This window comes from Streptomyces araujoniae, from assembly GCF_050871195.1.
Classification (GTDB): Bacteria; Actinomycetota; Actinomycetes; order Streptomycetales; family Streptomycetaceae; genus Streptomyces; species Streptomyces bacillaris.
In genome coordinates this window covers 7,410,466-7,437,334 of the sequence record NZ_CP194070.1, presented here as the reverse complement: position 1 = coordinate 7,437,334, position 26,869 = coordinate 7,410,466, and the positions used below count along the sequence as shown (strand labels likewise).

Genomic DNA, 26,869 nt, shown 5'->3' with positions numbered 1-26,869 from the left:
CGAAATGTACGGCCAGGAACTCGCCAAGGTGTACGAGATCTTCTACCGCAGTCGCGGCAAGGACTGGGCGAGCGAGGCCGAGGACGTGGTGCGGCTGGTCCGGGCGCGACGGCCCGGCGCCGCCTCCGTGCTCGACGTCGCCTGCGGCACGGGGGCCCATCTCGCCACCTTCGACGAACGGTTCGAGCACGCCGAGGGCCTGGAAATCGCCGCTCCGATGCTGGAGTCGGCGCGGCGGCGGCTGCCGGGGGTGCCGCTGCACGCCGGTGACATGCGGGACTTCTCGCTGGGCCGCACCTTCGACGCGGTCGTGTGCATGTTCTGCTCGATCGGCTATCTCGGCACGGTCGAGGAGATGCGGGCGGCCGTCTCGTCGATGGTCGCCCATCTGCCGTCGGGCGGGGTCCTGGTCATCGAGCCGTGGTGGTTTCCGGATGACCACGTGGAGGGGTACGTCGCGGGCGACCTGGGCCGGGAGGACGGGCTGACGGTGGCACGCATCTCGCACTCCACGCTCCAGGGCCGGGCCACCCGCATGGAGGTCCGGTTCCTGGTGGGTGATGTCTCGGGGATCCGGGAGTTCACCGAGATCGACGTCCTCACCCTGTTCACCAAGGAGGAGTACACCGAGGCGTTCGCCGCCGCCGGCTGCTCGGTGGAGTACCTCCCGGGCGCGCCGACCGGCCGCGGGCTCTTCGTCGGCGTCCGGGCCTGACCCCGGAGCCGTCCGCGGACCGCACGGGCCGTCCGCTTCCGACCCCGTTGACGACATGTCACGGACGACGTGTCAGAGAGGCCATCCGATGACCACGTATGTGTGGGACTACCTGTCCGAGTACGAGAACGAGCGCGACGACATCCACGACGCCATCGACACCGTGCTCCGCTCCGGGCAGTTGGTGCTCGGCCGGAGCGTGCGCGGCTTCGAGCAGGAGTTCGCCGCCTTCCACGGCGTCGGCCACTGCGTCGGTGTCGACAACGGCACCAATGCGATCAAGCTGGGACTCCAGGCGGCGGGGGTCGGTCCCGGCGACGAGGTGATCACGGTGTCGAACACCGCGGCGCCGACGGTCGTGGCGATCGTCTCGGTGGGCGCGACACCGGTGTTCGTGGACGTGGACGACGCGACCTATCTGATGCGCGTCGACCAGGTCGAGGCGGCCATCACCCCGCGCACCCGCTGTCTGCTGCCGGTGCACCTGTACGGGCAGTGCGTCGACATGGCCCCGCTGAGGGCGCTCGCCGACCGGCACGGGCTGGTGCTCATCGAGGACTGCGCCCAGGCACACGCCGCCCGCCACCACGGCCGGTTGGCCGGGACCTTCGGGGACGCGGCGGCCTTCTCCTTCTATCCCACCAAGGTGCTGGGCGCGTACGGCGACGCGGGGGCGACCATCACCTCGGACGCCACGATCGACGCCAGTCTGCGCAGGCTGCGCTACTACGGCATGGAGGAGCGCTACTACGTCGTCCAGTCTCCGGGGCACAACAGCCGGCTGGACGAACTGCACGCGGAGATCCTGCGCCGCAAGCTGCGCCGTCTCGACGGGTACGCGCAGGGCCGGCGGGCGATCGCCCAGCGGTACGCCGAAGGGCTGGGCGACACGGATCTGGTGCTGCCGGCCATCGCGCCGGGCAACGACCATGTGTACTACGTCTACGTCGTACGCCATCCGCGGCGCGACGCCGTCATCGAGGCGCTCAAGGCGTACGACATCTCGCTGAACATCAGCTACCCCTGGCCCGTCCACACCATGAGCGGGTTCGCCCACCTGGGGTGGCGGAAGGGTTCGTTGCCGGTCACCGAGAAGGCGGCCGGGGAGATCTTCTCGCTGCCGATGTATCCCTCGCTGCCCGGCGGGGTCCAGGACAAGGTCATCGGCGCGCTGCGCGACGTACTGGCCACGTTGTGAGGATGCCGCGCCGGCCGGTCCCTCGCCCCGGTGGCGGGGCCGGCGCGCTTAGTCGAGGAAACACACGTCCGCCCCGGGGCTCCGCGCACATCGAGGAGCCGTCCGCCCCGGACGGTGAGAACGGGGAACCCCATGAAGGGAATCATTCTGGCAGGCGGCACCGGCAGCCGGTTGTATCCGATCACCCTCGCGGTGTCGAAGCAGCTCATCCCGGTCGGCGACAAGCCGATGATCTACTACCCGCTCTCCGTGCTGATGCTCGCCGACGTACGGGAGATCCTGATCATCGCGACACCCGCCGATCTGCCGCAGTTCCGCAGACTGCTCGGCGACGGTTCGCAACTCGGCCTGAAGCTCAGCTATGCCGAGCAGCCACGTCCCGGCGGGCTCGCGGAGGCGTTCATCATCGGCGCCGACCACATCGGGGACGACTCCGCGGCCCTGGTGCTGGGCGACAACATCTTCCACGGGCACCGGTTCTCCGATGTGCTCGCGGAGAACGCACGGGACGTCGAGGGCTGCGTGCTCTTCGGCTACCCGGTCCACGACCCCCAGCGGTACGGCGTCGGTGAGGCCGACGAGCGGGGGCGCCTGGTCTCGCTGGAGGAGAAGCCCGCTCACCCCCGCTCCAACCGGGCCATCACGGGCCTGTACTTCTACGACAACGACGTGGTCAACATCGCCAAGAACATCGCCCCTTCGCCGCGCGGCGAGTTGGAGATCACCGATGTCAACCTGGTCTATCTGCGGCGCGGCCAGGCGAAGCTGGTGGATCTCGGCCGCGGTTCCGCCTGGCTGGACACCGGCACCCCCGAATCCCTCCAGCAGGCCACCCAGTACGTGGGCACGCTGGAGAAGCGACAGGGGATACGCATCGCGTGCGTCGAGGAGGTGGCGCTGCGCATGGGATTCATCGATGCGAGTGCCTGTGCCGCGCTGGGCATGGAACTGGCCGCGTCCGAGTACGGGCAGTACGTGATGGCGATCGCCGAGGAAGCCAGGAGCGCCACCGCGCCGGGGTGAGAGCCCCCCGTGCCCGGAGAGTGGGGGTACGGCCGTCCGTGGCCGTCCCCCCACCACTGTTCCCCTGTCCTCGACGTGATGCCGTGCGCCGACGGGTCAGCGGGCTCCCGGGCCGGCGCCCGGAGTGCCGGTCGGCCACCGGCCCTCGTCGACCGGCATCCGGTCGATCAGGGGCTCCCACCAAGCCCTGTTCCCGGCGTACCAGCGGACGGTCTCCCGGAGCCCCTCGGAGAGGTCGGTCCGGGGCCGCCAGCCGAGTTCCTCGCGCAAGGTGGTCCAGTCCAGGACGTAGCGGCGGTCGTGGCCGGGGCGGTCCGGGACGACGGTCTTCATGGAGGCGGGCAGTCCGAGTTCGTCCAGGACCAGATCGGCGATCTGCTCGATGGACGCCTCCTGCCCGGTGCCGACGTGATAGGTCCGCCCGACCTGCCCGCGCTCCAGCACGGCTTCGATGGCCAGGCAGTGGTCCAGGACGTGTATCCACTCCCGGCGGTTCTCCGTCCGGGCGTACAACTGGAGGGGCTTGCCGTCCAGCGCCGACGTGGTGAAGGCCGGTATCACCTTCTCCGGGAACTGGTGCGAACCGTAGTTGTTGGCGCAGTTGGAGATGGTGACCGGCAGGCCGAAGGTCTCGTGGTAGGCCCGGACCGCGTGGTCGGCCCCGGCCTTGCTGGCGTTGTAGGGGGTGCGCGGCCGGTACGGGGAGGACTCGGTGAACAATTCCGTCGCGTCCAGGTCCAGGTCCCCGTAGACCTCACAGGTCGAGACATGGTGGAAACGGCCCACCCCCACGCGGCGCGCGGCCTCCAGCAGGGTCTGTGTCCCGAGCACGTTGGTCAGGAAGAACTGCCCTGGTTCCAGCAGCGCGTAGGAGTTGTGGGACTCGGCAGCGAAGTTGACGACGATGTCCACCCCGTGGGAGCGCAGGACGCTTTCCATGACCGTGCCGTCGGCGATACTCGCTCTTTCGAAGACGATGTGGTCCCGCACATCGTCGAGATTGCGGAGGTTGCCCGCGTAGGTGAGTGAGTCGACGACGACGACACGGTCCCCGGGATGGGTGTCGCACCAGTGTCTGACGAAGTGCGATCCGATGAATCCGGCCCCGCCGGTGATCATGAGGGTGCCCATGCGCTCCAGGCTAGGAGGACTTCTTGGTGAGCGAGCCGGATCCCGCTGGAGACGGGCAGGGCCGGATCGGGTATCAGGGGCGCCAGCCGCCTCCTTCGGGCCAGGGCTCACCGAGCTGGCGCAGGGTGCCCTGGAATTCGGGCCAGTCCCGATGGTCGCGGATCTTGCCGTCCACGAAGCGGAAGAGGTGGACCTGCTCACCGGCGAAGCGTCGGCCGGTGGGTGCGAATCCGACCAGGTTGCCGACGTGCCGGCCGTAGAGGACGAGGTAGGCACGGACCCACTCGCCGTTCTCCTCGATCTTGACCTCTTCGAGGTGTGCTTCCTCGGAGAAGGTCATCTTCACCCACTTGACGATCATCTGGAATCCCCCCGGGCCCGGGGGGATGCCGTGCTCCTGTGTGGCCGGATTGAGATAGTCCTCGTGGAGGTACTCGGCGGCGTCCGAGGCGTCCCCGGTGTTGAAGGCGTTGATCACCCTGCGTACGGCTTCGATCTGCTCGCTCATGCGTCACGCTCCCTGGTCCGGTCGTTGGCGGGCAGACAGAACGTGGCATTCGCCGATCGCCGCCCCGTCGAGATCGGCTCGAATCCGTCGGGCGGGCTTTGAGCGGGCGACGAGCCCGCTGCTCCATGCTGGCGCGCAGCCCATCGACGTCTGCGAGAGGATTTCGGACATGACTGCCCAAGCGCCTGACGCTGGAGTCACCTTCATCAACACGTTCACGCTCTCCGCCGCTCCGGAGGAGTTCGAGGAGGCGTTCTCGCGGACCGCGGAGTTCATGGCACGGCAACCCGGATTCGTGGAACACACGTTGATGCGGCACACCACCGACGGCAGCCGCTATGTGAACATCGCGCGGTGGGACGACGCGCAGTCACTGCGACGCGCGGTCGCCCGGCCCGAGTTCCGGTCCCATGCGGAGGCGCTGCGCGCACTCAGCACCAGCGAGCCCCATCTGTACCTGCCGCGTGCGAGCGTTCGCGCCGCGGGCTAGCCCGGAGCGAGGCGGAGTCGACTCCGGTTCGAGGAGGGCTCCGCACGCTGTGCCCATGTCGAAATCCGTAGAAGAAGTCCAGACACCCGTCGTCGTGATCACCGGGGGCGGCACCGGGATCGGCCGGGCGACAGCACACGCGTTCGCCGCGCAAGGGGCCCGGGTGCTGATCGCCGGGCGGACCCGGGCGACCCTCGCCGGGACGGCGAAGGGCCACGACACCGTACGGACGGTGGTCGCCGACCTCACGCGGCCCGACGTCGGCGAACTGGTGGTCGGAGACGCGCTGCGGGAGTTCGGCCGGATCGACGTCCTGGTGAACAATGCCGCCACGTCCCGGTACGGCACGCTCGGCGAGCACACCCGGGAGGACGACGAGGCGCAGATAGCCACCAATCTGCTGGGCCCGATCGCACTGACCAGGGCCGCCCTCGACGCCTTGGGCTCCAGCGGAGGAACCGTCGTCAACGTCGGTTCCTCCGGGGCGGTGGGATCGCGCGCCTGGCCCCGTGCCGGTGTGTTCGGTGCGAGCAAGGCCGGTCTCGACTTCCTGACCCGCACCTGGGCGGTGGAGCTGGCGCCCCGCGGCATCCGGGTCGTCGGCATCGCACCGGGCGTCGTCGACAGCGGCATCGGTCTACGGATGGGCATGTCGCCCGAACAGTACGAGGGCTTCCTGGCGCAGATGGCGGGACAGTCGCCGGCGGGGCGCGTCGGCACCCCGGAGGAGATCGCCTGGTGGATCACCGAGCTGACGCGCCCCGAGGCCCACTACGCGAACGGCACGGTCATTACCGTCGACGGTGGGCTCTCACTCACCTGACAGAGGTCGTGGCGCCCGTGCGGTGGTGTGCGGTGAGCCCCTCCAGGGTGGGCACGATATCGGCGGGCGCTGGGGTCGCCCGGATCTCCCGCTGGAACCGGGCGGCCTGTCGGGCGTAGGAGGGGTCGTCGAGGATGTGGCTCAGGAGGTCGCGCAGTTCCGCGGCGGTGAACCGGTCGGGGTCCTCGATCCGCAGCCCTGCACCCGCCTCGGTCAGGAGTTCGGCCTTGCGTACGGTGTCCCAGAGCATGGCCGGAACGATGATCTGCGGTACGCCGTGGGCGAGCGCGGTCTTGAAGGAGCCCGATCCGCCGTGGTGGATGATGGCGGCGCAGCTGGGCAGCAGGGCGTCCAGGGGGACGAAGTCCACCGCTCGTACATTGGCCGGCAGCTCACCGAGGGTGGCGAGTTGGCGTGCGTTCAAGGTGGCGACGACCTCGATGTCGAGTTCGGCGGTGGCGGTGATGATCTCCTGGAGGGACGCGCGGTCCTTCCCGAACACCTCCTGCTGGGAGACGCCCATGGTGACGCAGACCCGCGGACGGCCCGGCTTCTCACTGATCCAGGGCGGAATCGTCGAAGGCCCGTTGTAAGGGACGTACCGGACCGGGAGCCGGGTGGTGGAGGTGGGCAGCGCCATGGAGGTGGGGACCGGGTCGATCGTCCACTGCCCCAGCACCGTGTCCTCGGTGAACTCGCGGCCGTAGTCACCGAGGGTCCAGCTCAGCCATTCGGCCATCGGATCGTCCCGCAGTGCGGGGTGCCGCCCGGCCAGGGCCGCCAGATGGTGCTGACGCATCCAGCCCACCAGGTCGAGCCCGAAGAGCAACCGGGCGTGGGCGGCACCGGACGCCTTGGCAGCGACCGGTCCCGCATAGGTCATCGTGTCCCAGATGACCAGGTCGGGCTTCCACCATCTGGCGAAGTCGACCATGCCGTCCATCATCACCGAGGAGAGGGAGTGGAAGATCAGCGGCCCGTAGGCGGCGAAGACGCCCTGCGCGTAGTCGTCGGTGATCCGGTCCCATGAGGTCTCGCCGATGTCCAGCAGCTCGGGCCAGGTGTTCATGTCGACGCCGTGGGGATCATCGGGTCCCGGCGCGAGATCCTCGAAGATCATGTCCTCGGCCAGGTTGAGCGGCTCGCCGACACCCACGGCGGTCAGCCCGGTGGCCTGGATGTCCTCGACCAGATCGGGCTGACTCGCCACCAGGACGTCGTGACCGGCCGCCCTCAGCGACCAGGCGAGCGGCACGAAGGCGTACATGTGTGACCTGGTGGCGAACGCCGTGAACAGGACCCGCATCCCCAACTCCTCTGCCGATGAAGCTCGTTCGCCCACGCTAGAAGGATGGGGGTGCAAGCCGCTCGCATCGCGCTGGACACCTTGCCGTCCCGTGGGTCAGCGGAAGTCGTCCACGTGGTCACGGGCCCACTCGGCGTAGGTGCGGGCGGGTCCGCCGGTGATGTCGGTGCAGGTGAGCCAGGGGATGTCCGGCTCCTCCCAGACCTGCTCCTCCGCCTCGCCATCCGCGGACCGCTGCCGACCGTCCTCCAGGCCGTCACCGGACGGGTGGTCGGCCCCCTGCTGCCGGTCCGCTCCGGTCGGGTCGGTCGTCTCCCCCGAGTAGTCCTCGAAGCCGAAGAGGAAGTCCGCGTTCTCCGCGGCCCAACCGCCCTGCACCCGGTAGAACTCCCTGGCCTCCTCGGGCTCGACCTCGTCCAGGCGCAGCGGCTCACCGAGGGCGGCGGCGATGGCGGCGATCTGGTCACGGTGGGTCAGCGCCTCGGGGCCGGCGAGGTTGTACGCCTGACCGGCGTGCCGGTCGTCCATCAGCGCGGCCGCCGCCACGTCCGCGATGTCGGCCTCGTGGATGGGGGTACCGGGGGTGTCGAGGTCGACGTCCACCACCCGGCGCTCCGCCTTGACGGAAGGAGACCAGAGGTAGAGCGAGTTGACCGCGAACTCACCGGGTCGTACGTGGGTCCACTCCAGCCCGGACCGCTCGACGGCCTGCTCGACCGGGTAGTGGTACTCGGTGTCGTAGCCCGCGGTGACGGCGGCAGACGAGAGCACCACGATCCGGCGCACCCCGGCCTTCGCTGCCAGGGCCACCACCTCGTCCACGGCCTCCCCGACCGGGAAGAGCAGCATGGTCCGCACGTCCTCCAGAGCGGGCGGCAGGGTCTCGGGGCGGGTGAGGTCGCCTTCGAAGACGCGGACCTCGGGGGGCAGTGCGGCGGCCCCCGGACGGCGGGTCAGCGCGCGGACGTCCTGCCCTGCCTCGACGAGCCGTCCGACCACATGCCGACCCACGTTTCCTGTCGCACCGGCCACCAGAATTGCCATGACGTCGTGTGTCCTCTCGATGGGCTCACTGTTCGCGGATTCCGTTCTCCAGCATGCGGACCACCGCGGTGGTGACACCGTGGCGCGGCAGGGTGCCGCGGCTCGCGGCCTCACAGCCGGTGTAGACCAGAGCCCAGATCACGTCCTGCACCCAGTCCACGTCGAGGCCCGGATCGAAGACGCCCTCGGACTGACCGCGCCTGATCAGGTCGACGACCATCGAGGAGACCGAGTCCGGAGCGGTGTCGGACTCGCCCCCCTCTCCCGGCTCCCCCGCGTCGCTCCCGCCGTCGCGCGCCGCGAAGTCCTCCAGGACGCGCGAGTCGCCGTAGAGGAAGAGCATCCGGCCTCCGGTGTCCACGATGGCCGCGACGAGCCGGCGCATCGCCTCCAACGCCGTGCCCTGGTCCACCGCGGCGTCCTGGATGGACTGCTGGATCACCAGATACGAGTCGGCCACCGCAGCGTGGACCAGGACGTCCCGGTCGGGGAAGTAGCGGTGCAGCGTACTGCGCCCGACCTGGGCCGCCTTGGCGATGTCGGCGAGGGTGGCGGTCCTGTCCCTGGCGAGCACCTCGGCAGCGGCGCCCAAGATGGCGCGGCGCGTACGGTTCCGCGTTCCGGACTCCCCGGCGATGTCACTCACGTACCCAAAGGTAGCAGAAGACCCCCACATCGGAATTCCATCATGCTAACTTGGGACATCGGTGTCCCATTCCAAGGGACAGCCTTCCCACTGAAACTCCCGCGAAAGGCCCCTGCCGTGACCGAACCGGATGTCTCCGCGACCGAGGCGCCGCCGCTGCGCTGGGCCAACCTCAGGGTGCTCTGGTCATTCGTCCGACCCCATCGATGGACCCTGCTCGTCGCCTTCGTCCTCACCACGCTCACCACTGCGGCGATGCTCACCACGCCGATGGCCACCAAGTGGATCCTCGACGGGCTGGCCGAGTCGAAGCCGATCGCCGGAGCCATCTGGCTGCTGGTGGGGCTGCTCGTGGTGGGCGCCGTGGTGGGTCTGTACCAGGCGGTCCTTCTCGGCAAGCTGGCCGAACAGATCGTGCTCGACGCACGCACCTCCATGGTGAAGAGCCTGCTCCACGCGCCCCTGGGAATCCTCGGCCGACGCTCGTCGGGCGAGCTGGTCACCCGGGTCACGTCGGACACCGTGCTGCTGCGCGAAGCCGCGGCCTCGACCGCGCTGGAGTTCTTCGGCGCGGTCATCACCATCGCCGGCGCCCTCGTGCTGATGGCTACGCTCGACTGGGTCCTGCTGTTGGTGATGCTGGGCACCCTGGTGGTCATGGCCGTCGCCATCGGCCTGCTGATGCCACCGCTGGCACGTGCGCAGGAGCGGGCGCAGGCTGCCATCGGCCGGCTCGGCGGGGTACTCGAAGGCGCGCTGCGGGCGATCCGCACCGTCAAGGCGAGCCGCGGCGAGGGCCGGGAGAGCGAGCGGGTACTCGTCGAAGCCCGGGAGTCGGCGCGTCAACGCGTACGCGCGATCCGCATCGAGTCGCTGACCTGGACACTGGCGGGCGTCGGTTTCGAGGGTGCGATCCTGATGATCCTCTCGGTGGGTGCCTGGCGGGTCAGCGAGGGGATGCTGCCGGTCTCCGCCCTGGTCGCCTTCCTCCTCTACGCGTTCTGGATCGTGGAGCCGGTGACCCAGTTGACCCAGACGGTCTCGCTGCTCCAGTCCGGTCTGGTGGCGGCCGCGCGCATCAAGGAGATCCAGGACCTGCCCGAGGAGCGACGCCCCGCCCTCGTTCCCGCCCCGGACGAAGCCGTTCCGGCTCCGGAGCGGGCGCCCGCCTCCCCCGTCCTCACGTTCCACGACGTCGTCGCGCGGTACGGACCGGACACCGGCACCGCCTTGAACGGGGTCTCCCTCTCCATCGCCCGCCGCGGCCACACCGCTGTCGTCGGCCCGTCGGGGGCGGGGAAGACCACGATGTTCTCGCTGATGCTGCGCTTCCTGCACCCGACCGGGGGAACGGTCCGCCTCGACGGTGTCCCGCTCGACCACTACGACCTCGACGAACTGCGCAGGCGGATCGTCTACGTCGAGCAGGACACCCCTCTGGTGCCCGGCACTCTGCGGGAGAACCTGCTCTACAACCACCAGGAGGCGAGCGAGGACGACCTCTGGTCGGTGCTGCGGGCCGTGCGGCTCGACGAGCGGGTGCGTGAACTGGAGGAGGGCCTCGACAGCACCGTGTCCGACACCGAGATCTCCGGCGGCGAGCGACAGCGCATCGCCCTGGCGCGGGCCCTGTTGGGCAGGCCGGAGATCCTGCTGCTGGACGAGGCGACCGCACAGCTGGACGGCCTCACCGAGTCCGCGATCCACGACGCCATCGTCAAGGTCGCGGAGGACGGAGCCGTGGTCACCATCGCGCACAGGCTGTCCACGGTGGTGGAGGCCGATCAGATCATGGTGATGGAGAACGGCCTCTGCCGCGCCTCCGGAACCCATGACGAACTGCTCACCTCCGACGACCTCTACCGGGATCTGGTCGCGGCGCTGCGGATCGCGACGGTCGGTCGGCAGCACCGGCGTCTCCAGGAGGACGGCGCGGGCGTCTGACAGCCGTGTCGTCCGTCCAGCGGTCGTTGAGCGGGCTGCGAGGCGGGTGGCCCACGCTTCGGGGCGAAAGAAGAGGAGAGTCTTGATGCGGGTCCTGTTCACGACCTTCGCAGCCACGTCCCACCTGCACATCCAGATCCCGGCGGCATGGGCGTTGCGGTCGGCCGGCCATGACGTCTGCGTCGCCAGCCAACCGGACCTCGTGGAGTACATCAGTCACACGGGTCTCACCGGTGTCGCCGTCGGCGAGGAGCTGCGTCTGGACGAGCAGATGGACGGCATGACCCGGGCGCGGGGTGCAGCCGACGCTCCCCGCGCCGCGGAAGACCTCGACTTCGTCAGCCTCACGGATCTCTCCGGGACGCGTCCGGAACGGCTCACCCACGGCTATCTCCATGATGCGTTCGAGGCTCTGACGACCTACGTCTACCCGAGCCTGTCACCGCCGTCCATGATCGACGATCTGGTGGCCTTCGCCCGCTCCTGGCGCCCCGACCTGGTCATCTGGGACTGTCAGACCTTCGCGGGACCGGTCGCCGCCATGGCCGCGGGCGCGGCGCACGCCCGGCTCCTGTTCGGCCTCGACCTCATCGGGCGCAGCCATGCGACGTTCCGGAAGTCGCTCCTGGAGCGGCCGGTCTCCGAGCGCCACGATCCGCTGGAGCACTGGCTCGGCCGGACGTTGGCGCGCCACGGTGTCGCGTACTGCGAGGAGGCGGTGACGGGGCAGTGGACCATCGACCCGATCCCCGCCTCGATGCGGGGGCCGGCCGGAGGCAACCACGTGCCCGTACGGTACGTACCGTACGGCGGAGCCTCCTCGATCCCCTCCTGGCTGTACGAGCCGGTGAAGAAGCCTCGCGTCTGCGTGACGCTCGGTCACGCCGGGCGGGACGTGCTGGGCGACGAACCCGCACCGGTCGCCGAGCTGCTGGAAGCGGTCGCCGACCTGGACATCGAGGTGATCGCCACCCTGGACGCCTCGCAACTCCCGCCCGGGGCGCGCGTCCCCGGCAACGTACGGGTGGTGGACCACGTCCCGCTGGACGCTCTGCTGCCGACCTGTGCGGCGATCGTGCACCACGGTGGCGCGGGCACCCTGCAGACCGCGCAGCTCCACGGTGTACCGCAGATCGTCTTCCCGGCCCCGCTGTGGGACGGCGCCGCCAAGCGGAGCCATCTGGAGACCAGCGGCTCGGGGATCGCGGTGCCCGACGACGTGCCGCAGACCGCAGCATCCCTGCGTGCGCTGCTGACCCGGGTGCTGGACGATCCTTCGTTCGCCCGTGCCGCAGCCGGCGTCCGCAGGGAAATGCTCGCGATGCCCGCGCCCCGGGACATCGTGCCCACCCTCGAACGCCTGACGGACGAACACCGTCCACAGCCTCATCGGAGCGAACCATGACGATCACCATGCAGTCGCGTGCCCTCGGCGTCGAGGGGGGATTCGAGTTCCAGGCCAGGGTCTTCGGCGATGATCGCGGCGTCTTCGTGTCGCCCTACCAGGAGGCTGCCTTCGTCGCGGCCACCGGACACAGGTTGTTCCCGGTCGCCCAGACCAATCACAGCAGGTCGCGCCGTGGTGTGGTGCGCGGACTGCACTACACCGTCACTCCGCCGGGCATGGCCAAGTACGTCTACTGCGCCCGGGGCAGGACACTCGACATCATCCTGGACATCAGGGTGGGTTCCCCGACGTTCGGCCGGTGGGACAGTGCGCTGCTCGACCAGGAGGACTTCCGGGCCGTGTACCTCCCGGTCGGGATGGCCCACGGCTTCATCGCGCTGGAGGACGACACGGTGGTGTCCTACATGCTCTCCGGCGAGTACGTTCCGGAGAACGAAGCGGCGCTGTCGGTCCTCGATCCGGCCCTCGGACTGCCCCTGCAGACGGACACGGCCCCGATCCTCTCCGAACGCGACCGAGTCGCCCCCACCTTGGAGGAGGCCCGTGCCGCGGGTCTGCTGCCCGACTACCAGGCCTGTCTGAAGATCGACCGGGCGCTGAGGCCCGCGTGACCGCGCCTTCCGCCGCGGGCCGGCCGGCGGTGGCGGACGACGACCTCGCGGACGTCACCCTGCGGCTCGGCGAATCGGTACGGGAGCGCGGCCGGGGTGGCGGGCCGCCGGCCGGCTTCCGGCAGTGGTTCGAGGAGTTCGGAGTACGCGCCTACACCCGGGTGCGTCCGGCGCCGCTGGCGGAGTTGGAGGGCTGGCGCCAGGAACCCGGCACGGGCAGCCTCCACCACCGCAGCGGTGGGTTCTTCAGTGTGGAGGGGCTCTCGGTCCACCGCCCGCAGGGGCCGGTCCAGCACTGGACGCAACCGGTGATCCACCAGCCGGAGATCGGTGTGCTGGGACTGCTGGTGAAAGAGTTCGACGGTGTGCTCCGGGCTCTGGTGCAGGCCAAGGTCGAGCCGGGCAATCGCAACGGTCTCCAACTCGCCCCCACCGTGCAGGCGACCCGGAGCAACTACCTCCGGGTCCACCGGGGCCGGGCCGTGCCGTACGTGGAGTTCTTCCGTGAGCCCTGGCACCACCGACGGATAGCCGATGTGCGCCAATCCGAACAGGGCTCGTGGTTCTACCGCAAGCGGAACCGGAACATGGTGGTGGAGGCGGTCGGGGAGGTTCCGCTCCTGGACGGCTTCATCTGGCTCACCATCGGGGAGATCCAGGAACTGCTCGCCGTCGAGGACACCGTGAACATGGATCTGCGTTCGGTGCTCTCCTGTCTGCCGCTCACGGGCCCCGGGCTCGACACCGTGCTGCGGTCGGACGGCAGCGGCTTCCGGGGCGCGCTGGTGCGTTCCTGTGCGACGGCGGCAGGCAGCCGCCACTCGACCGGCGAACTGCTGCGCTGGCTGACCGAGGTACGGACCCGGACCGAGGTGTCCGCCCGGCTCCGGCCGCTGGACGGGCTGGCGGGCTGGCGGCGGACTCCCGAGCGGATCGCGCACGAGAGCGGCGCGTTCTTCTCGGTCATCGGTGTGGACGTGACCGCGGGCGGCCGGGAGGTGGCGCTCTGGTCCCAGCCGATGATCCGGCAGCACGGACGTGGAGTGATCGCCCTGCTGGTCGCCGACTTCGACGGTGTGCTGCACGCCCTGATGCACGCCCGGCCGGAGCCCGGGTTCCTGGACGTCGTCGAACTCGCTCCGACCGTCCAGTGCATCCCCGACAGTCTCGCGGCGCTGCCCGCCGCGGCCCGTCCGGAGTTCCTGGACACCGTCCTCTCGGCCGCTCCGGAGCAGATCCGGTACGACACGGTGCTGTCGGAGGAAGGCGGGCGCTTCTACCACGCACTCAACCGGTACCGGATCGTGGAGGTGGCTCCGACCGGAGTCGAGCACCCCGAGTACCGCTGGACAGCCGTCCACCAGCTCACGGAACTCCTGCGGCACAGCCACTACCTCAACATCCAGGCACGCACCCTGGTGGCGTGCCTGCACAGTCTGCTGGAGCACTCGGGGAGGACAGCGAGAGTCGAGAGAAGCTAGAGGGCCCAGGCTTAATTTCGACCGCATGATTTCCACCAAGACCGACAGTGAGCTGGGCTCCCTGCTGATGTCGCTCCGGGGCATGCAGTGGATCTACGGCATCAAGGACGACCCGTACGCCCTGCTGCTGCGGGCCGAGAGCGACGACCCGCACGCTCTCGGCCGTCATGCCCGCGCACACGGCGAGGTGATGTGGAGCATGGCCGACGCATGGGTAACCGCGAGCCATGGCACCGCCGCCGGACTGCTGAAGGACCCCCGGTTCGGCGTCCGCTACCCCGTGCCGCCCGACGGCGCGGACGGCGAACCGGCCTACGAGTGGCAACTGCCGGCTCTGCACACGGTCCTGCCTCTGGACGAGGTGTACCTGGCCCAGGAGCGGAGCGAGTACCGGAAGCTCACCGCCTTGGCCCGCACCGCGGTCGGCACCGGCTTCGCGGCCGAGGTCACCGAACGGTGCGAGGACGTGCTGCGCCGGCAGGACGGCGCGTTCGACTTCATGACCGACGTCGCGCACCCGGTCACGGCGGCGTCCGTGGCGGCGCTGCTCGGTCTGCCCCCGGCCGGACGGGAGCACTTCGTGCGGTGGTCCGTCGACACCGCGCCCGCGCTGGACGCGACGGTCTGCCCACCGCGGACCCCCACGGCCCGCGCGATGATCAGCGCGGTCGAACGGGTCGGCGCACTGCTGGACACCGCGGGCGAGGCGTCCGGCACCGACGACCGGGCGCTCGCGGGGCTGTTCGCCGTCGCCGGGGTGCAGACGGCCGCCGACACCGCCGCCAGGACCGTGTCCCTGCTCCTGGACCACCCGGAGTCGTGGGCCCGGGTCCGGGAGGAACCGGGCCGCGCCGCGGACGCCGTCCAGGAGGCGCTGCGCCACTCCCCGCCGGTGCGGATGGTGAAGCTGTTCGCGTACGAGGACGTGGAGCTGGGCGGGCAGCCGATCGAGGCGGGGCACGATGTGGTGGTCCTGGTGGAGGCCGCTCAACGTGACCCCGAAGTCTTCCCCGACCCGGACCGCTTCGACCTCGACCGGCCCGTCGGAGCATCGCTGCTGACCTTCACCGACGAGCTGTTCACGGGCCCGCTGGAGCCACTGGTGAGGCCGCTGGCGACAGCTGTCGTGGCCACCGCCGTCGCCCGGCTGCCCGAGCTGCGCCGGTCGGGCGCCGAACTGCGGCGGCTGCGCTCGCCCGTGACCGGCGGCGTGCTGCACCTTCCCGTTTCCACCTGCTGAAGGGCCGAGCCATGCGCGTACTGATGACCTCCTTCGCGGAGCAGAGCCATTTCAGCGGTTCGGTGCCACTCGCCTGGGCGCTGCGGACCGCGGGGCACGAGGTGCGGGTCGCCTCACAGCCAGCACTCGCTCCCGCCATCACCGGCGCGGGTCTGACCGCGGTGCCGGTGGGCGAGAACCCGGCGCTGCACACGGTGCTCGGCGCCGTGGGCGGTCCCATGATGGCCCTGCACGACCGCGCCGACTACCTGGAGAAACGTCACGAGCGGCTCGGTCGCGACTTCCTGATGAGCCACGAGACCGTGATGACCTCGCTCTTCTACTCCTGGATCAACAACGAGTCGATGGTGGACGAGTTGGTGGCCTTCGCCCGTGCGTGGCGGCCCGACCTGGTGATCTGGGAGCCGTTCACCTTCGCCGGTGCCGTGGCGGCGCGCGCCAGCGGCGCGGCTCACGCCCGGCTGCTCTCCTTCCCGGACATGTTCATGAGCACACGCCGACTCCTGCGGGAGCACTGGGAGGGAGGAACGGAGACGGAACACGACGACGCCCTGGGCGAGTGGCTGGCCCTCACGCTGGAACGCTACGGCTGCTCCTTCGACGAGGAGATCGTCACGGGCCAGTGGTCCATCGACCAGATGCCGCCGAGCGTACGCCTGTCACTGGGACAGCCCCTGGTGCCCATGCGGTACGTCCCGTACAGCGGACAGGTGCCGACGGTGGTGCCGCCGTGGCTACGGTCGGCTCCCGCCCGGCCCCGGATCTGTGTGACGGCGGGCATGACCACGCGCTACACCGGGGCGCCCAGCACCATCCTGGTCGATGACGTCTTCGACGCGGTCTCCGGACTGGACGCCGAGGTGGTCGCCACGGTGGATCCGGCCGAACGGGAACTCATCCCGTCGGTACCGGACAACGTGCGGCTGGTCGACCACGTACCGCTGGACGTGCTGCTGCCGACCTGTGCGGCGATCCTGCATCATGGCGGAGCCGGTACCTGGGCGACCGCCGCGGCGAGCGGGGTACCGCAGATCTCGCTGGGCCGGGTGTGGGACGCGGTGTACCGGTCGCAGCGGCTCGCGGAGTTGGGGGCCGGGCTGTATCTACCGGCGGGCGGAGTGTCGGCGGAGAGCCTCCGATCCGGCCTGCTGAGACTGCTGAAGGAGCCGGAATTCCGGCTGCGTGCCCAGGAGTTGCAGGCGGAGGTGAATGCCGCGCCCAGCCCCAACGAGGTGGTGGAGGTGCTGGAGCGGCTCACCGCGCGGCACCGCAGCCGTACCGCCGCGCCCGCGTGACACGGACCGGGCCGCCGTCTCCCCGTAGGGAGCGGCGGCCCGGTCCTCGGCCGGTGCACGGTGGGCGGACGGGACTTCACGACACGGCGCCGGAGGTGTCCGGCAGCTCCGGCACCGCCCGGCTGCGCCCGAGTGCGGTGAGTCGTTCCAGTACGGGCACGATGTCGCGGGGTGCGGGGGCGGCGAGCATCTCCCGGCGCACAGCTGCCGCCTTCGCCGCGAAAGAGGGTTCGTCCAGCACCCTCAGCAGGAGCGCACGCAGTGAGTCCGCCGTCAGCGCGGCGGTGTCGCGGACGTGGAGCCCGGCCCCCGCGGCTTCGACCCGTTGCGCTTTGAGGACGTTGTCCATCATGTTCGTGGGGACGATGACCTGCGGCACCCCGTGGGCGAGCGCGGTCTGGGTGGTGCCTGACCCACTGTGGTGGATGATCGCCGAGCAACTCGGCAGCAGGGCGTCCAGGGGGACGAAGTCCACGGCACGGACGTTGTCCGGCAGCGGGGGCAGGGAGTCCAACTGGTCGGTGTTCAGGGTGGCGATCACCTCGACATCCAGATCGGCGACGGCCCGGAGCAGTTCCCCGATGTCGGCACGGTCGCCTCCCATCAGCTCCCTGAAAGAGCTCCCGAGGGTCAGGCAGACCCGTCGGCGCTCGGGCGGATGCCACAGCCAGGGCTCGACGGCGGAGCGGCCGTTGTACGGCGTGTACCGCATCGGGACGTACAGCTGGTCGACCTCCAGCCGCATCGAGGAGGGAACGGTGTCGATGGTCCACTGTCCCAGTACGGCCTGTTCGTCGAAACCACCCCCGTACCGGGCCAGCGCGGTGCCCAGCCATTCCTCGAACGGATCCTCACGCAGGACTGCGGGACGGTCGGCCAAGGCGGCCCGGTAGGTCTGGCGCATACGGCCGATGACGTCGAATCCGAACATCATCCGGGCGTGCGCGGCCCCGACGGCGACGGCGGCCACCGGGGCCGCGAAGGTCAGCGGATCCCAGATGATCAGGTCGGGCCGCCACTGCCGGGCGAAGCCGACCAGGTCGTCCATGACGCGCGGCGAGGAGATCTGCTGGAAACTCGCCCCGACCCAGGCGCTGAAGACGGCCTGCATAGAGGCGTAGCCGAGCTTCTCGGGCCGCAGCTCGCACAGGTCGAACAGCTCCCAGTCGACCCCGCCGCGCGCATCCCAGATGTTGGTCTCGTCCTGGAACTCCTCCTCGGTCAGCGGTGGGACGTCCGCCCACCGGCCGATGTCCATGGGCTCACCGACGGGTACGGGGGTGAGCCCGCTGCGGACGATGTCGTCCACCACATCGGGGTGACTCGCCACGCAGACGTCGTGCCCCGCTGCCCGCAGGGCCCAGGCGACCGGCACCTGGGCGTGCAGATGTGTGGCGGCGGCGAGGGTGACGAACAGTACGCGCATCGTTGGGCTCCGCTCGGTCACGGGAACACGGGACGGCCGGGAGGCGGGGTCACCGGAAGTCGGCCCGATGGTCGGCGGCCCAGCGGGTGAGGTCGCGGGCGGGCCGCCCGGTGATCTGTTCCACCGTCCGGTGCACGGCGGCGGGCCGGTCCGCCCAGGTCGCCTGGTGGGCGAGGATGTATTCGGCGATGTCGGTGGGGAAGCCCTGGGCGGTCATGTCCGCGCGGGCCTGGGCGGGCGAGACTTCCTCGAAGGCGATCTCGCGCCCGAGCCCTCGTGCGACGGCGAGGACCTGGTCGCGCTGGCTGAGCGCCCGGGGCCCGGAGATCCGGTGGATCGCGCCCTGGTGACCGTCCTCCAACAGGGAGGCGACCGCGACGGCCGCGACGTCGTCCTCGTGCACGGGCGCACCCATCGCGCCCGGGTAGGCGGACCGGACCACGGACCCGGTGCGGATGGAGTGTTCCCAGAGGCTGAGCTTGTTGACGGCGAACTCACCGGGCCTGAGGTGGGTCCACTCCACCCCGGACGCCGCCACGGCTTCCACCGCCTCCTCGACGTCCCGGTGCCCGCTGGGATCAGTGCCGTCGGTGACGGCGTCCGAGGAGAGGACCACGATCCTCCGCACCCCGAGCGAGGCAGCCGATCGTGCCACCTCGGCAGCGGTCTCCGCCACGGGGAAGAGGTAGAGCCGCGCCACCCCGGTGAGCGCCGCGCGCACGGTGTCGGGCCGTAGCAGATCGCCCTCGAAGACGGTCACGCCCTCGGAGAACGCGGCAGCGCCGGCATCGCGCGTCAGCGCCCTGACGGAGTGGCCGGCGGCGACGAGCCGGCGGACCACATGGCGGCCGACGTGTCCGGTCGCGCCGGTGACGAGCATGGTCATGGGTCTCCTCCACCTTGTACCGCAGCCGTGGCCCGCACCCCGGGGGATCCGGCGCGGGCCGACGGCCGGGCGGCCGTCCGCCGTCCTGGAGACCGGCGTCGGCCGGACGATCACGATGCCGGGTGCACCACGAGGTTCTCCGGTGGGCCACTGGAGCCGGGCCGGCACCGGCTTCCACCGTTCCTCGGCCGGACGGCGAGAGGTGGTTGCGACGCTCACCGAACCCAGCAGTTCGTCGACAGGGGAACCATGCGCGCGTTGTTCGTCACCTCTCCCGTACTGAGTCATGCCTTTCCGACGATTCCCGTGGCCCACGCGCTCATCGCCGCCGGACACGAGGTGCGCTACGCGCTCGGGGCTGCGCTGGAGGCCGTCACCGACGCGGGCCTGCACGCCGTCGATGTCACCCCGGGCCTCGACTACGACAAGATCTGGGTGCCCGACGGGGCCGAGGACCCGATGTACGTCAAGGACGCCGGTGTGGAGTTCCTCGCAGAGCTCTTCGGACGGGTGTCGGGTGCCGAGGTGGACGGGGTGCTGAAGGCGGCGCGCGCCTGGTCCCCCGATGTGATCGTGCATTCGGCCGCGCAGGGCGCCGGTGCGCTCGCCGCGAGTGCGCTCGGCATCCCGTGCGTGGAGCTGCCGTTGGGGCCGGCGGACAGTGATCCCCGGCTGGCCGGGTTGCTGCGGGCGGCGATGAAGGGCGACTACGAGCGCCATGACGTCGCCGGGACACCGAGGGCGACCGCGCGCATCAGCTCGGTCCCGGCCCGTCTCGCGCACCTCCTGCCGGGTGGCCAACGCCCCGATGACGAGTGGTTGATGCGCTACGTCCCCCACAACGGCGGCGGAACGCTTCCCGACTGGCTGCTCACGGTCCCCGAGCGACCGCGGATCGCGGTCACCCTGGGGTCGATCGGCGCCCAGTGGGGCGGTATCGCGATGCTCGCCCCTCTGATGGCCGAGGCGGCACGGGTCGATGCCGAGTTCGTGTTGACGTTGGGCGGCGGGGATGCGGAGCTCCTCGGCGAGCTCCCCGAGAACGTACGGACCGTGGAGTGGGTGCCGTTGGCACCGCTGTTGGAGACCTGTGCGGGCATCGTCCACCACGGCGGTTCGGGCACCTTGCTGACGGCCATGAGGCTCGGGGTGCCGCAGTGCGTCCTGCCGGACGGCGCGTACCAACAGGCCAACAGCGCGGTGCTGGTCGGCAGCGGAGCCGGGTTCGCGGCCGACCCGACCACCATCGGCACCGAGGAGTGCCGTCGGCTGCTCCTCGACGGGGAGCTGCGCGGCGCGGCCGAGGGACTGCGCCGGGAAATGGCCGACACGATGCCGACCCCGGCCGAGCTGGTGCCGCGGCTGGTGGACCTCGCCGGCTGAGCGGAGCGGTCCGTACGGGCGGGTGACACCTGCCTCGCGTACGGGACGCGGCCGCACGGCACGCGCAGCGCAGGGAGCCCGGGCCCGCCGTGAGCGGGCCCGGGCTCCCTGCCGCCCCGGTTCGCGAAGTCCGTCGGGGAACCGTCCGGCATCGGCTGCCGTGGAGGGTCAGAGCCCGTCGGGGATCTGCCCCAGGACCCGGTAGAGCGGTGCGAAGTTCATCACGTCCCAGTGCGCGGTGACGCGGCCCTGCTCGTCGAAGAGGAGCTCTTCGAGGTAGTGCCAGGTGACCGGGGCGTGCGTCGCGGGCACGCCCATGAAGTCGCCCCGGTGGGTGGCGGTGGCCGTGATCCGCAGCATGACCCGGTCGCCCTCGGCGACCACGCTCCTGGCTTCCAGGCGCAGATCGGGGAACGAGTCCAGGGTGCCCCGCATGATGTCGGCGATCCTGTCGGCGGGCATCCGGCTGCCGTCCTCGTCGTAATGGACGGCATCCGGGGCCCAGTAGGCGATGACGGCGTCCGGGTCGCCGCGGTTCCACGCGTCGACCATGCGCAGGGCGTGTGCCTTGTTCTCCTGTGGGGACATCGGGTCTCCTCGTACGGGCGCCGGATCGGGCCGGTGGGTCAGGACCGGGCAGCGGTGCGGATGTGGGCGGTGATCGCCTCGGCGAGCGGAGGGTGGACGGAGCGGGGCAGCGCGTGGCCCATGCCGGGGATCTCCACCAGGCGTGCGCCCGGGATGAGTCCGGCGAGGTGACTGCCGTGGGGCGGTGGGGAGATGGGGTCCTCCAGCGCCTGGATCACCTGGGTCGCAACCTGTACCCGGGCGAGTTCGGCGGCGCGCTCGCGGGGATGGGAGGCGAGCCGGTGGTGGGCGACCGGCTCCTCGACGGTGCCGGCGTGATCGGCGGCCTGCTCCTCCCAGCGACGGAAGTCGTCCGCGCCGAACGGCACCTTGTCGCCGGAGAAAAGCTTCGACCGCCGTACCCGTAGATCGAGTACGGCGTCGCGGCCCTCGGCCGGTTCGGACATCAGGGCCAGGGCATCCAGCAGGGGCTGCTGGGGCAGGGGCAGCCCGTCGACGGAGGGCTGCCCGTTGAAGGCCCGTTCGATGTTGCCGTCGAAATCGACGTCGAGCCCGCCGCCGAGCATCAGTGTCAGGCTGAGGAGCCGTTCGGGGTGGTCGAGGGCGAGGAGCTGTCCCATCACTGTGCCCATCGACATGGCGACGACGTGCGCGGCACCGATGCCGTGGGCGTCGAGTACGGCGACCGGGTCCCGGGACAACTCCGTGTAGCCGTAGGGGTGTCGGGCGAAGTCGCGGGTGGTGGAGCGTCCGGTGTCGCGGTGGTCGTAGCGGACGACCCGCAGTCCCTCCGCGGTCAGCAGGTCGACGAACTCCCGCGGCCAGGCCTGTGAGGACTGGTTCCCCCCGGCGATCAGCAGCAGCGGGGAGCCGGCCGGGTCTCCGAGGTCTTCACTCCACAGCCGTACGTCGTCGGTGGTCACGATCCGTTCGGGCATACCGGGTCCCTCTCGCGGGTTCACTCTGGTGTCGCTCGGGTTCCGTTCCCGTCAGTCGACGGGGGTCATCTCGATCAGGCAGAAGTCGAACGGCACGACGGGCGACGTGATCGGGGTGACCAGGGAGGTGATGGCGAGCCCTGCGGACGCCGCCAGTTCCCGCCACTCGGCCGTCGTCCGTACCCTGCCGCCGAGGAAGACCAGCATCCGCATGTCGAGGAGGCTGAAGTGGAGGTCGGCGGTGCTCGTCGTCTCGTCCGGCGAGGGTTCGGCGCGCTCGCGCAGGATCAGGGTTCCGCCCGGCTCCAGGGCGTCCCGGCAGCGCTCGAGGATGCGTCGGGCCTCGTCGTCCTGCCAGTTCAGCAGCACCATGGAGAGCAGCACCAGGTCGGCGGTGACCGGCAGTTCGTCGAAGAAGTCCCCGCCGACGACGTCGATCCGGTCGGAGAGCCCTCGCCCGGCGATCCTGGCGCGGGCCCGGTCGGCCGGGGAGGGCAGGTCGAGCAGGGTGCCGCGCACCCCGGGCAGGGCCCGCACGATCGACTGGATCAGCCCGCCGGGAGCGCCGCCGACATCGAGTACGTGTCGTACGCCGCTCCAGTCGCGAGTGGCGATGAAGCCCTCGTCGACGGCTTCCTCCTCGGTCGCCATCAGTGCGTCGAAGGACTCGCCGAGCCCGGGGTCGGCGGAGAGGTCGTCCCAGAACGGGCGCCCGTACAGCGCCTCGTAGCTGGGGCGTCCGGTCCTGACCGCCTCCAGCAGTCGGGTGAAGGCGAGGTCGGCCCGGCCGATGATCTGGTCGAGCGCCAGCCAGGAGCGCTGTTGCAGGGGGTGGCCGTCGGCGAGCAGCAGTCCGAGGCCGGTGGGGCCGAACCGGCGGGGGGCGATCTCCTCGAACACGCCCACGGCGGTGAGGTGGCGGACCAGCCGGTGCAGCGCCTCGGCGTCGGCGCCGGTGGCCCGTGCCAGTTCCCCGGGAGTGTGCGCGCCTGCGGCCATGTGGTCCACCAGCCGCAGGGTGGCGGCGACCCGAAGGGACATCGGGGTGACGAGGTCGACCAGGCGCAGGAAGCGGTCGATCGGTGTGCCGTCGTGCTGACTGCTCGTACTGCTCACGTGGGCGTCTCCCCCGGGTCGATCGGACGTCCGTGCCCCGGTGAGTGTGGTCCGCCCCTCTCGCAACCGTCTCGACGTTCGCTGGGCGGCTGCCGGAGCGGGGGTGGCGGACGGGTCAAGTGGGGCGCGAGTTTCCCCTGGCAGCGTGAGCAGCAGATGTTCCGCTCAGTGCACGCTCGGCGGACGTCCAGGGGTCGGCGAGGGCTTGAGGAACGGGGAAGGCATGACGAGCAAGGAACAGAAGGTCGCCGTCGTCACGGGTGCGACCAGCGGCATCGGCGCCTCGGTCGCCGCCCTGCTGGCCGAGCGGGGGCACCGGGTCTTCCTGTGTGCCCGGGACGCCGAGAACGTCGCCGGGACCGTCGAGCGCTTCCGCAAGGAGGGGTTCGAGGTCGACGGCCGGGCCTGCGACGTGCGTTCCACCGAGGACGTGCAGACGTTCATGACAGCCGCCGTCGAGCGGTACGGGCCGGTCGGCGTGCTGGTCAACAACGCCGGCCGCAGCGGTGGCGGCACGACGTCGGCCATCACCGACGAGCTGTGGCGCGATGTGATGGCGACCAACCTCGACGGCGTGTTCCGTATGACGCGCGAGGTGCTCACCACCGGCCGGATGCTGGAGAACGCGAGCGGCCGGATCATCAACATCGCCTCGACGGGCGGCAAGCAGGGGGTGATGTTCGGCGCCCCCTACTCCGCGTCGAAGCACGGCGTCGTGGGATTCACCAAGGCGCTGGGACAGGAGCTGGCGAAGTCCGGTGTGACGGTCAATGCCGTCTGCCCCGGCTATGTGGAGACCCCGATGGCCCAGCGGGTGCGCCAGGGGTATGCCGACTTCTGGGAGACCAGCGAGGACGAGGTGCTCACCCGGTTCGAGGCGAAGATCCCGCTGGGGCGCTACGCGACGCCCGAGGAGGTCGCCGGCCTGGTCGGCTATCTCGTCACGGACACGGCCGCGTCGATCACCGCACAGGCGCTCAATGTCTGTGGCGGGCTGGGCAACTACTGAGCCGGCCGGGAGACGACGACCGTGGCAGCGACCGGTGAGACAGAGGATAACGAGATGACTGAGCCCCGGACCCACCGCACCGAGCACCGGATCACCGTGGACGCGCCCACCGATGTGGTGTTCGCGCTGATCGAGGACGTCACCGGCTGGCCGGAGACGTTCCCGCCCTGCGTCCACGTCGACGCCGAGCGCGACGGCGACCGCGAGCGCATCCGGATCTGGGCCACCGCGGGCGGGGAGGTGAAGGGCTGGACCTCACTGCGCGAACTGGACCGGGAACGGCTGCGGGTCCGGTTCCGGCAGGAGGTGTCGGCGCCCCCCGTGGCCGCCATGGGAGGCGAGTGGGTGATCGGGACCGATCCGGCCGGCGCGACCCTGGTCCGGCTGCTGCACGACTTCCGCGCGATCGGGGACGACCCGGCGAAGGAGGAGTGGATCCGGCAGGCGGTCGACCGCAACAGCGCCCAGGAGCTGGCCGCCCTCCGCGCCGCCGCCGAGCTGCGCACCCGGCGGAGCGAGCTGACGCTGACCTTCTCGGACTCGCTGCGGGTGGCCGGTGCCGCCAAGGACGTCTACGACTTCATCGACCGGGCGGACGCCTGGGAGCAGCGGCTGCCGCACGTGTCCCGGGTGGCCCTCACCGAGGAGACGCCTCGACAGCAGGTCCTGGAGATGGATACCCGTACCGCGGACGGCTCCACGCACACCACCCGGTCCGTGCGGATCTGCTTCCCCCACGACCGGATCGTCTACAAGCAGCTCAGGACGCCCGCACTCATGTCGGCCCACACCGGTGAGTGGCTGATCCTCGAGGTCGAAGAGGGAACGGAGATCACCAGTACGCACACCGTGGTCCTGGATCCGGAGGCGATCACCGACGTCCTGGGCGCGGAGGCGGGCGTCACCGAGGCGCGCACTTTCGTCCGGGCGGCTCTCGGCCGCAACAGCACGGCGACGATGGGGTGCGCGAAGGCGTACGCGGAGGGGATCGCAGGACGCTGAGCAGGGCACCGAACGGACCGTTCGACGTCGGGGAGAGGTCGGGAGAAGGCCATGCGCGTCCTGTTCACCACCTTTGCCGCGCGCACGCACGTGCACAGCCAGGTCCCCCTGGCATGGGCGCTGCGTACCGCGGGGCACGATGTGCGCGTGGCCACCCAGCCCGATGCCGTGGAGCACGTGCTGCGGGCCGGACTGCACGCGGTGCCGGTGGGTGCGCCGCTGAACCAGGACGCGTTCGTACGGGAGCTGGACGAGCGCCGCAGTGAGGCGCTGGAGGCGGGTCGGGAGGTGCCGGAGGCACTGGACCACCTGGAGCTGACCGACATCAGCGAGGTCCGTCCCGAGCGGCTGACGTACGAGCTGATGCACAGCAGGCAGCTGGCCCTCGCGACGGGTGCGTTCCCGACCCAGTGCGACCCGGAAATGATCGATGACCTGGTGCGGTACGCGCGGTGGTGGCGGCCGGACCTCGTGGTGTGGGACACCATGACCTTCGCGGGTCCGGTCGCCGCGATGGCCTCGGGCGCGGCGCACGCCCGGTTGCTCTTCGGTCTCGACCTCATCGGACTTCTGCGCCACCACTACAACCGGGCCCTCCAGCGCCGGATACCCGCACTGCGGGACGACCCCATGGCGGAGTGGTTGGGCTGGACCCTTCAGGAGTACGGCTGCGGCTTCGCCGAGGAGGCGGTGGTGGGGCAGTGGACGATCGATCCGGTGCTGTCGACGCTGGCTCTGCCGACCGGTCTGCCGCGGGTGCCGATGCGTTACGTCCCGTACAACGGACCGGCCGTACTGCCCGATTGGGTGCTGGAGCGGCCCCGGCGGCCCCGGGTCTGCGTCACCCTGGGGTTGTCGCTGCTGGAGACCCTCGGCCGGGACCGGGTATCGGTGGCCGAGGTGCTCGAAGCCGTTGCCTCGCTCGACGTCGAGGTGGTCGCGACCGTCGGTGCGGCGCGCCGCGGCGGGCTCGGGACGCTGCCCGCGCGGGTGCGGGTGGTGGATTTCGTCCCGTTGGACGCCCTGCTGCCGAGTTGTGCCGCGGTGGTGCACCACGGCGGGGCCGGCACCTTCCAGTCGGCGCTGGCCCATGGCGTACCGCAGGTCATCCTCCCCGATGTGCTGTGGGACAGCGCGCGTCGAGCGGAGGGCCTGGAGCGGGCCGGAGCCGGGTTCCGGGTCGCCGATCCCGCCCGGCTCACCGCGGTCGGCCTGCGCGACCTCGTCGGCCGGGTCCTCGACGATCCGGCTCCTGCGCGGCACGCTCGCCGGCTGCGTCGGGAGGCGGGCACGGCGCCTGCCCCCGCCGATGTGGTCCCCGTACTCGAACAGCTCACCTCACAGCATCTCCCGGCCGCCCGCGGCGGAACCTGACTTCCGCGTGTCGCCTGCCCATTCCCTCCTTCGGACACCGTGGCCGGAAGAGATCGGTTGCCCCCACCGGATCTCGATCTCTCTGCACGCACCCCGGCGCTCCGTCAATCGAATTACCAATTCTTGACGTTCTCATTAACCAAACATTGACAAGCTTCTCGAGCAAATCTAGAGTCAACGTACAGCGAGTCGCGATGTATCGCTTCCTGGGGCCACCAACCTCGATGGGCGGTCGAATTTCGACGCACCTCGCTTCGACAGCGGATCGAGCCACCGTTGTGTGC

At 70.5% G+C, this 26,869-nt stretch carries 25 protein-coding genes; 15 read left to right on the top strand and 10 right to left on the bottom strand.

Annotation, left to right across the window (positions count from 1 at the left end; all coding sequences use genetic code 11):
• Positions 1-4: 4 nt before the first annotated feature.
• From ACQ9ZG_RS31440 to rfbA, 3 genes are all read left to right on the top strand, one after another.
• On the top strand, positions 5-715 hold the full coding sequence (locus tag ACQ9ZG_RS31440) for a class I SAM-dependent methyltransferase (RefSeq protein WP_109917506.1): 711 nt from the start codon (positions 5-7) through the stop codon (positions 713-715).
• A gap of 88 nt (positions 716-803) precedes the next feature.
• Positions 804-1,913, top strand: coding sequence for a DegT/DnrJ/EryC1/StrS family aminotransferase (locus tag ACQ9ZG_RS31435; protein ID WP_109917507.1), 1,110 nt, complete (start codon positions 804-806; stop codon positions 1,911-1,913).
• A gap of 132 nt (positions 1,914-2,045) precedes the next feature.
• The gene (gene rfbA / locus ACQ9ZG_RS31430) at positions 2,046-2,936 is read left to right on the top strand and encodes a glucose-1-phosphate thymidylyltransferase RfbA (RefSeq protein ID WP_109917508.1); all 891 of its coding nucleotides are present in this window, start codon (positions 2,046-2,048) and stop codon (positions 2,934-2,936) included.
• 96 nt (positions 2,937-3,032) lie between these two features.
• On the opposite strand, the gene rfbB is transcribed toward rfbA, so the two are convergent.
• Positions 3,033-4,067 (bottom strand): dTDP-glucose 4,6-dehydratase, encoded by a 1,035-nt coding sequence (rfbB, locus tag ACQ9ZG_RS31425; protein WP_109917509.1) that lies wholly within the window; start codon positions 4,065-4,067, stop codon positions 3,033-3,035.
• A gap of 73 nt (positions 4,068-4,140) precedes the next feature.
• Positions 4,141-4,575 carry an ester cyclase gene (locus ACQ9ZG_RS31420; protein WP_093751100.1) on the bottom strand — a complete coding sequence of 145 codons (435 nt, stop codon included), beginning with the start codon at positions 4,573-4,575 and terminating at the stop codon, positions 4,141-4,143.
• A 169-nt stretch (positions 4,576-4,744) separates the two neighbouring features.
• Between ACQ9ZG_RS31420 and ACQ9ZG_RS31415 the strand changes: the two genes are divergently transcribed.
• Both ACQ9ZG_RS31415 and ACQ9ZG_RS31410 read left to right on the top strand, forming a co-directional pair.
• The gene (locus ACQ9ZG_RS31415) at positions 4,745-5,065 is read left to right on the top strand and encodes an antibiotic biosynthesis monooxygenase family protein (protein WP_018487489.1); all 321 of its coding nucleotides are present in this window, start codon (positions 4,745-4,747) and stop codon (positions 5,063-5,065) included.
• A gap of 55 nt (positions 5,066-5,120) precedes the next feature.
• On the top strand, positions 5,121-5,888 hold the full coding sequence (locus tag ACQ9ZG_RS31410; RefSeq protein ID WP_109917510.1) for an SDR family NAD(P)-dependent oxidoreductase: 768 nt from the start codon (positions 5,121-5,123) through the stop codon (positions 5,886-5,888).
• Here ACQ9ZG_RS31410 and ACQ9ZG_RS31405 read toward each other — a convergent pair.
• The 3 genes from ACQ9ZG_RS31405 to ACQ9ZG_RS31395 form a co-directional block, all read right to left on the bottom strand.
• A complete protein-coding gene (locus ACQ9ZG_RS31405) occupies positions 5,881-7,194 on the bottom strand; it encodes an activator-dependent family glycosyltransferase (RefSeq protein WP_109917511.1) in 1,314 nt (437 codons plus the stop codon). The two genes, ACQ9ZG_RS31410 and ACQ9ZG_RS31405, sit on opposite strands and share 8 nt — an antisense overlap.
• Before the next feature lie 96 nt (positions 7,195-7,290).
• Positions 7,291-8,238: an SDR family oxidoreductase gene (locus ACQ9ZG_RS31400; RefSeq protein ID WP_109917512.1), complete on the bottom strand. Its 948-nt coding sequence runs from the start codon at positions 8,236-8,238 to the stop codon at positions 7,291-7,293.
• Between the two features lie 25 nt (positions 8,239-8,263).
• The gene (locus tag ACQ9ZG_RS31395; protein ID WP_219995648.1) at positions 8,264-8,884 is read right to left on the bottom strand and encodes a TetR/AcrR family transcriptional regulator; all 621 of its coding nucleotides are present in this window, start codon (positions 8,882-8,884) and stop codon (positions 8,264-8,266) included.
• A gap of 117 nt (positions 8,885-9,001) precedes the next feature.
• Here ACQ9ZG_RS31395 and ACQ9ZG_RS31390 point away from each other — a divergent pair, with 117 nt between their 5' ends.
• The 6 genes from ACQ9ZG_RS31390 to ACQ9ZG_RS31365 all read left to right on the top strand — a co-directional run bounded on the left by ACQ9ZG_RS31390 (position 9,002) and on the right by ACQ9ZG_RS31365 (position 16,863).
• The gene (locus tag ACQ9ZG_RS31390; RefSeq protein WP_109917514.1) at positions 9,002-10,828 is read left to right on the top strand and encodes an ABC transporter ATP-binding protein; all 1,827 of its coding nucleotides are present in this window, start codon (positions 9,002-9,004) and stop codon (positions 10,826-10,828) included.
• Between the two features lie 85 nt (positions 10,829-10,913).
• A complete protein-coding gene (locus ACQ9ZG_RS31385; RefSeq protein ID WP_109917515.1) occupies positions 10,914-12,233 on the top strand; it encodes an activator-dependent family glycosyltransferase in 1,320 nt (439 codons plus the stop codon).
• The gene (locus ACQ9ZG_RS31380) at positions 12,230-12,847 is read left to right on the top strand and encodes a dTDP-4-dehydrorhamnose 3,5-epimerase family protein (protein WP_109917516.1); all 618 of its coding nucleotides are present in this window, start codon (positions 12,230-12,232) and stop codon (positions 12,845-12,847) included. Before ACQ9ZG_RS31385 ends, ACQ9ZG_RS31380 begins: the two co-directional genes overlap by 4 nt.
• Positions 12,844-14,328 (top strand): NDP-hexose 2,3-dehydratase family protein, encoded by a 1,485-nt coding sequence (locus ACQ9ZG_RS31375; RefSeq protein ID WP_109917517.1) that lies wholly within the window; start codon positions 12,844-12,846, stop codon positions 14,326-14,328. The genes ACQ9ZG_RS31380 and ACQ9ZG_RS31375 overlap by 4 nt, the downstream gene beginning before the upstream one ends.
• Positions 14,329-14,353: 25 nt before the next feature.
• The gene (locus ACQ9ZG_RS31370; RefSeq protein WP_499281470.1) at positions 14,354-15,568 is read left to right on the top strand and encodes a cytochrome P450 family protein; all 1,215 of its coding nucleotides are present in this window, start codon (positions 14,354-14,356) and stop codon (positions 15,566-15,568) included.
• 11 nt (positions 15,569-15,579) lie between these two features.
• A complete protein-coding gene (locus ACQ9ZG_RS31365; protein ID WP_109914779.1) occupies positions 15,580-16,863 on the top strand; it encodes an activator-dependent family glycosyltransferase in 1,284 nt (427 codons plus the stop codon).
• 76 nt (positions 16,864-16,939) lie between these two features.
• Here the strand turns inward: ACQ9ZG_RS31365 and ACQ9ZG_RS31360 are convergent, their stop codons facing one another.
• Positions 16,940-18,289, bottom strand: coding sequence for an activator-dependent family glycosyltransferase (locus ACQ9ZG_RS31360; protein WP_109914780.1), 1,350 nt, complete (start codon positions 18,287-18,289; stop codon positions 16,940-16,942).
• A 49-nt stretch (positions 18,290-18,338) separates the two neighbouring features.
• Complete coding sequence (locus ACQ9ZG_RS31355; protein WP_109914781.1) at positions 18,339-19,175, bottom strand: NAD(P)H-binding protein; 837 nt, start codon at positions 19,173-19,175, stop codon at positions 18,339-18,341.
• Between the two features lie 306 nt (positions 19,176-19,481).
• On the opposite strand from ACQ9ZG_RS31355, the gene ACQ9ZG_RS31350 reads away from it, so the two are divergent.
• On the top strand, positions 19,482-20,558 hold the full coding sequence (locus ACQ9ZG_RS31350; protein ID WP_258312040.1) for a nucleotide disphospho-sugar-binding domain-containing protein: 1,077 nt from the start codon (positions 19,482-19,484) through the stop codon (positions 20,556-20,558).
• 168 nt (positions 20,559-20,726) lie between these two features.
• Here ACQ9ZG_RS31350 and ACQ9ZG_RS31345 read toward each other — a convergent pair whose 3' ends face one another.
• From ACQ9ZG_RS31345 to ACQ9ZG_RS31335, 3 genes are read right to left on the bottom strand one after another with little or no spacing between them, the layout of a single operon-like run.
• Positions 20,727-21,146: an ester cyclase gene (locus tag ACQ9ZG_RS31345; RefSeq protein ID WP_018487475.1), complete on the bottom strand. Its 420-nt coding sequence runs from the start codon at positions 21,144-21,146 to the stop codon at positions 20,727-20,729.
• A gap of 38 nt (positions 21,147-21,184) precedes the next feature.
• Positions 21,185-22,084 carry an alpha/beta fold hydrolase gene (locus ACQ9ZG_RS31340; protein WP_109914783.1) on the bottom strand — a complete coding sequence of 300 codons (900 nt, stop codon included), beginning with the start codon at positions 22,082-22,084 and terminating at the stop codon, positions 21,185-21,187.
• 51 nt (positions 22,085-22,135) lie between these two features.
• Positions 22,136-23,200 (bottom strand): methyltransferase, encoded by a 1,065-nt coding sequence (locus ACQ9ZG_RS31335; RefSeq protein WP_018487473.1) that lies wholly within the window; start codon positions 23,198-23,200, stop codon positions 22,136-22,138.
• Between the two features lie 223 nt (positions 23,201-23,423).
• Here ACQ9ZG_RS31335 and fabG point away from each other — a divergent pair, with 223 nt between their 5' ends.
• From fabG to ACQ9ZG_RS31320, 3 genes are read left to right on the top strand one after another with little or no spacing between them, the layout of a single operon-like run.
• Entirely contained in the window at positions 23,424-24,209 is a 786-nt protein-coding gene (gene fabG, locus ACQ9ZG_RS31330) for a 3-oxoacyl-ACP reductase FabG (RefSeq protein ID WP_109914784.1), read from the top strand.
• A gap of 54 nt (positions 24,210-24,263) precedes the next feature.
• Positions 24,264-25,211, top strand: a complete 948-nt coding sequence (locus tag ACQ9ZG_RS31325) for an aromatase/cyclase (protein WP_109914785.1) — start codon at positions 24,264-24,266, stop codon at positions 25,209-25,211.
• Positions 25,212-25,262: 51 nt separating this feature from the next.
• Positions 25,263-26,585 carry an activator-dependent family glycosyltransferase gene (locus ACQ9ZG_RS31320; RefSeq protein WP_109914786.1) on the top strand — a complete coding sequence of 441 codons (1,323 nt, stop codon included), beginning with the start codon at positions 25,263-25,265 and terminating at the stop codon, positions 26,583-26,585.
• Positions 26,586-26,869 lie beyond the last annotated feature (284 nt).

What these genes read in the sequence shown, in the direction of transcription:
- ACQ9ZG_RS31355 (WP_109914781.1), bottom strand. Translation starts at nt 19,175, where the DNA reads ATGACCATGCTCGTCACCGGCGCGACCGGACACGTCGGCCGCCATGTG.
- ACQ9ZG_RS31345 (WP_018487475.1), bottom strand. Translation starts at nt 21,146, where the DNA reads ATGTCCCCACAGGAGAACAAGGCACACGCCCTGCGCATGGTCGACGCG.
- ACQ9ZG_RS31380 (WP_109917516.1), top strand. Translation starts at nt 12,230, where the DNA reads ATGACGATCACCATGCAGTCGCGTGCCCTCGGCGTCGAGGGGGGATTC.
- ACQ9ZG_RS31385 (WP_109917515.1), top strand. Translation starts at nt 10,914, where the DNA reads ATGCGGGTCCTGTTCACGACCTTCGCAGCCACGTCCCACCTGCACATC.
- fabG (WP_109914784.1), top strand. Translation starts at nt 23,424, where the DNA reads ATGACGAGCAAGGAACAGAAGGTCGCCGTCGTCACGGGTGCGACCAGC.
- ACQ9ZG_RS31340 (WP_109914783.1), bottom strand. Translation starts at nt 22,084, where the DNA reads ATGCCCGAACGGATCGTGACCACCGACGACGTACGGCTGTGGAGTGAA.
- ACQ9ZG_RS31415 (WP_018487489.1), top strand. Translation starts at nt 4,745, where the DNA reads ATGACTGCCCAAGCGCCTGACGCTGGAGTCACCTTCATCAACACGTTC.
- rfbA (WP_109917508.1), top strand. Translation starts at nt 2,046, where the DNA reads ATGAAGGGAATCATTCTGGCAGGCGGCACCGGCAGCCGGTTGTATCCG.
- ACQ9ZG_RS31400 (WP_109917512.1), bottom strand. Translation starts at nt 8,238, where the DNA reads ATGGCAATTCTGGTGGCCGGTGCGACAGGAAACGTGGGTCGGCATGTG.
- ACQ9ZG_RS31435 (WP_109917507.1), top strand. Translation starts at nt 804, where the DNA reads ATGACCACGTATGTGTGGGACTACCTGTCCGAGTACGAGAACGAGCGC.
- ACQ9ZG_RS31440 (WP_109917506.1), top strand. Translation starts at nt 5, where the DNA reads ATGTACGGCCAGGAACTCGCCAAGGTGTACGAGATCTTCTACCGCAGT.
- ACQ9ZG_RS31370 (WP_499281470.1), top strand. Translation starts at nt 14,354, where the DNA reads ATGATTTCCACCAAGACCGACAGTGAGCTGGGCTCCCTGCTGATGTCG.
- ACQ9ZG_RS31325 (WP_109914785.1), top strand. Translation starts at nt 24,264, where the DNA reads ATGACTGAGCCCCGGACCCACCGCACCGAGCACCGGATCACCGTGGAC.
- rfbB (WP_109917509.1), bottom strand. Translation starts at nt 4,067, where the DNA reads ATGGGCACCCTCATGATCACCGGCGGGGCCGGATTCATCGGATCGCAC.
- ACQ9ZG_RS31420 (WP_093751100.1), bottom strand. Translation starts at nt 4,575, where the DNA reads ATGAGCGAGCAGATCGAAGCCGTACGCAGGGTGATCAACGCCTTCAAC.
- ACQ9ZG_RS31405 (WP_109917511.1), bottom strand. Translation starts at nt 7,194, where the DNA reads ATGCGGGTCCTGTTCACGGCGTTCGCCACCAGGTCACACATGTACGCC.
- ACQ9ZG_RS31410 (WP_109917510.1), top strand. Translation starts at nt 5,121, where the DNA reads ATGTCGAAATCCGTAGAAGAAGTCCAGACACCCGTCGTCGTGATCACC.
- ACQ9ZG_RS31360 (WP_109914780.1), bottom strand. Translation starts at nt 18,289, where the DNA reads ATGCGCGTACTGTTCGTCACCCTCGCCGCCGCCACACATCTGCACGCC.
- ACQ9ZG_RS31320 (WP_109914786.1), top strand. Translation starts at nt 25,263, where the DNA reads ATGCGCGTCCTGTTCACCACCTTTGCCGCGCGCACGCACGTGCACAGC.
- ACQ9ZG_RS31365 (WP_109914779.1), top strand. Translation starts at nt 15,580, where the DNA reads ATGCGCGTACTGATGACCTCCTTCGCGGAGCAGAGCCATTTCAGCGGT.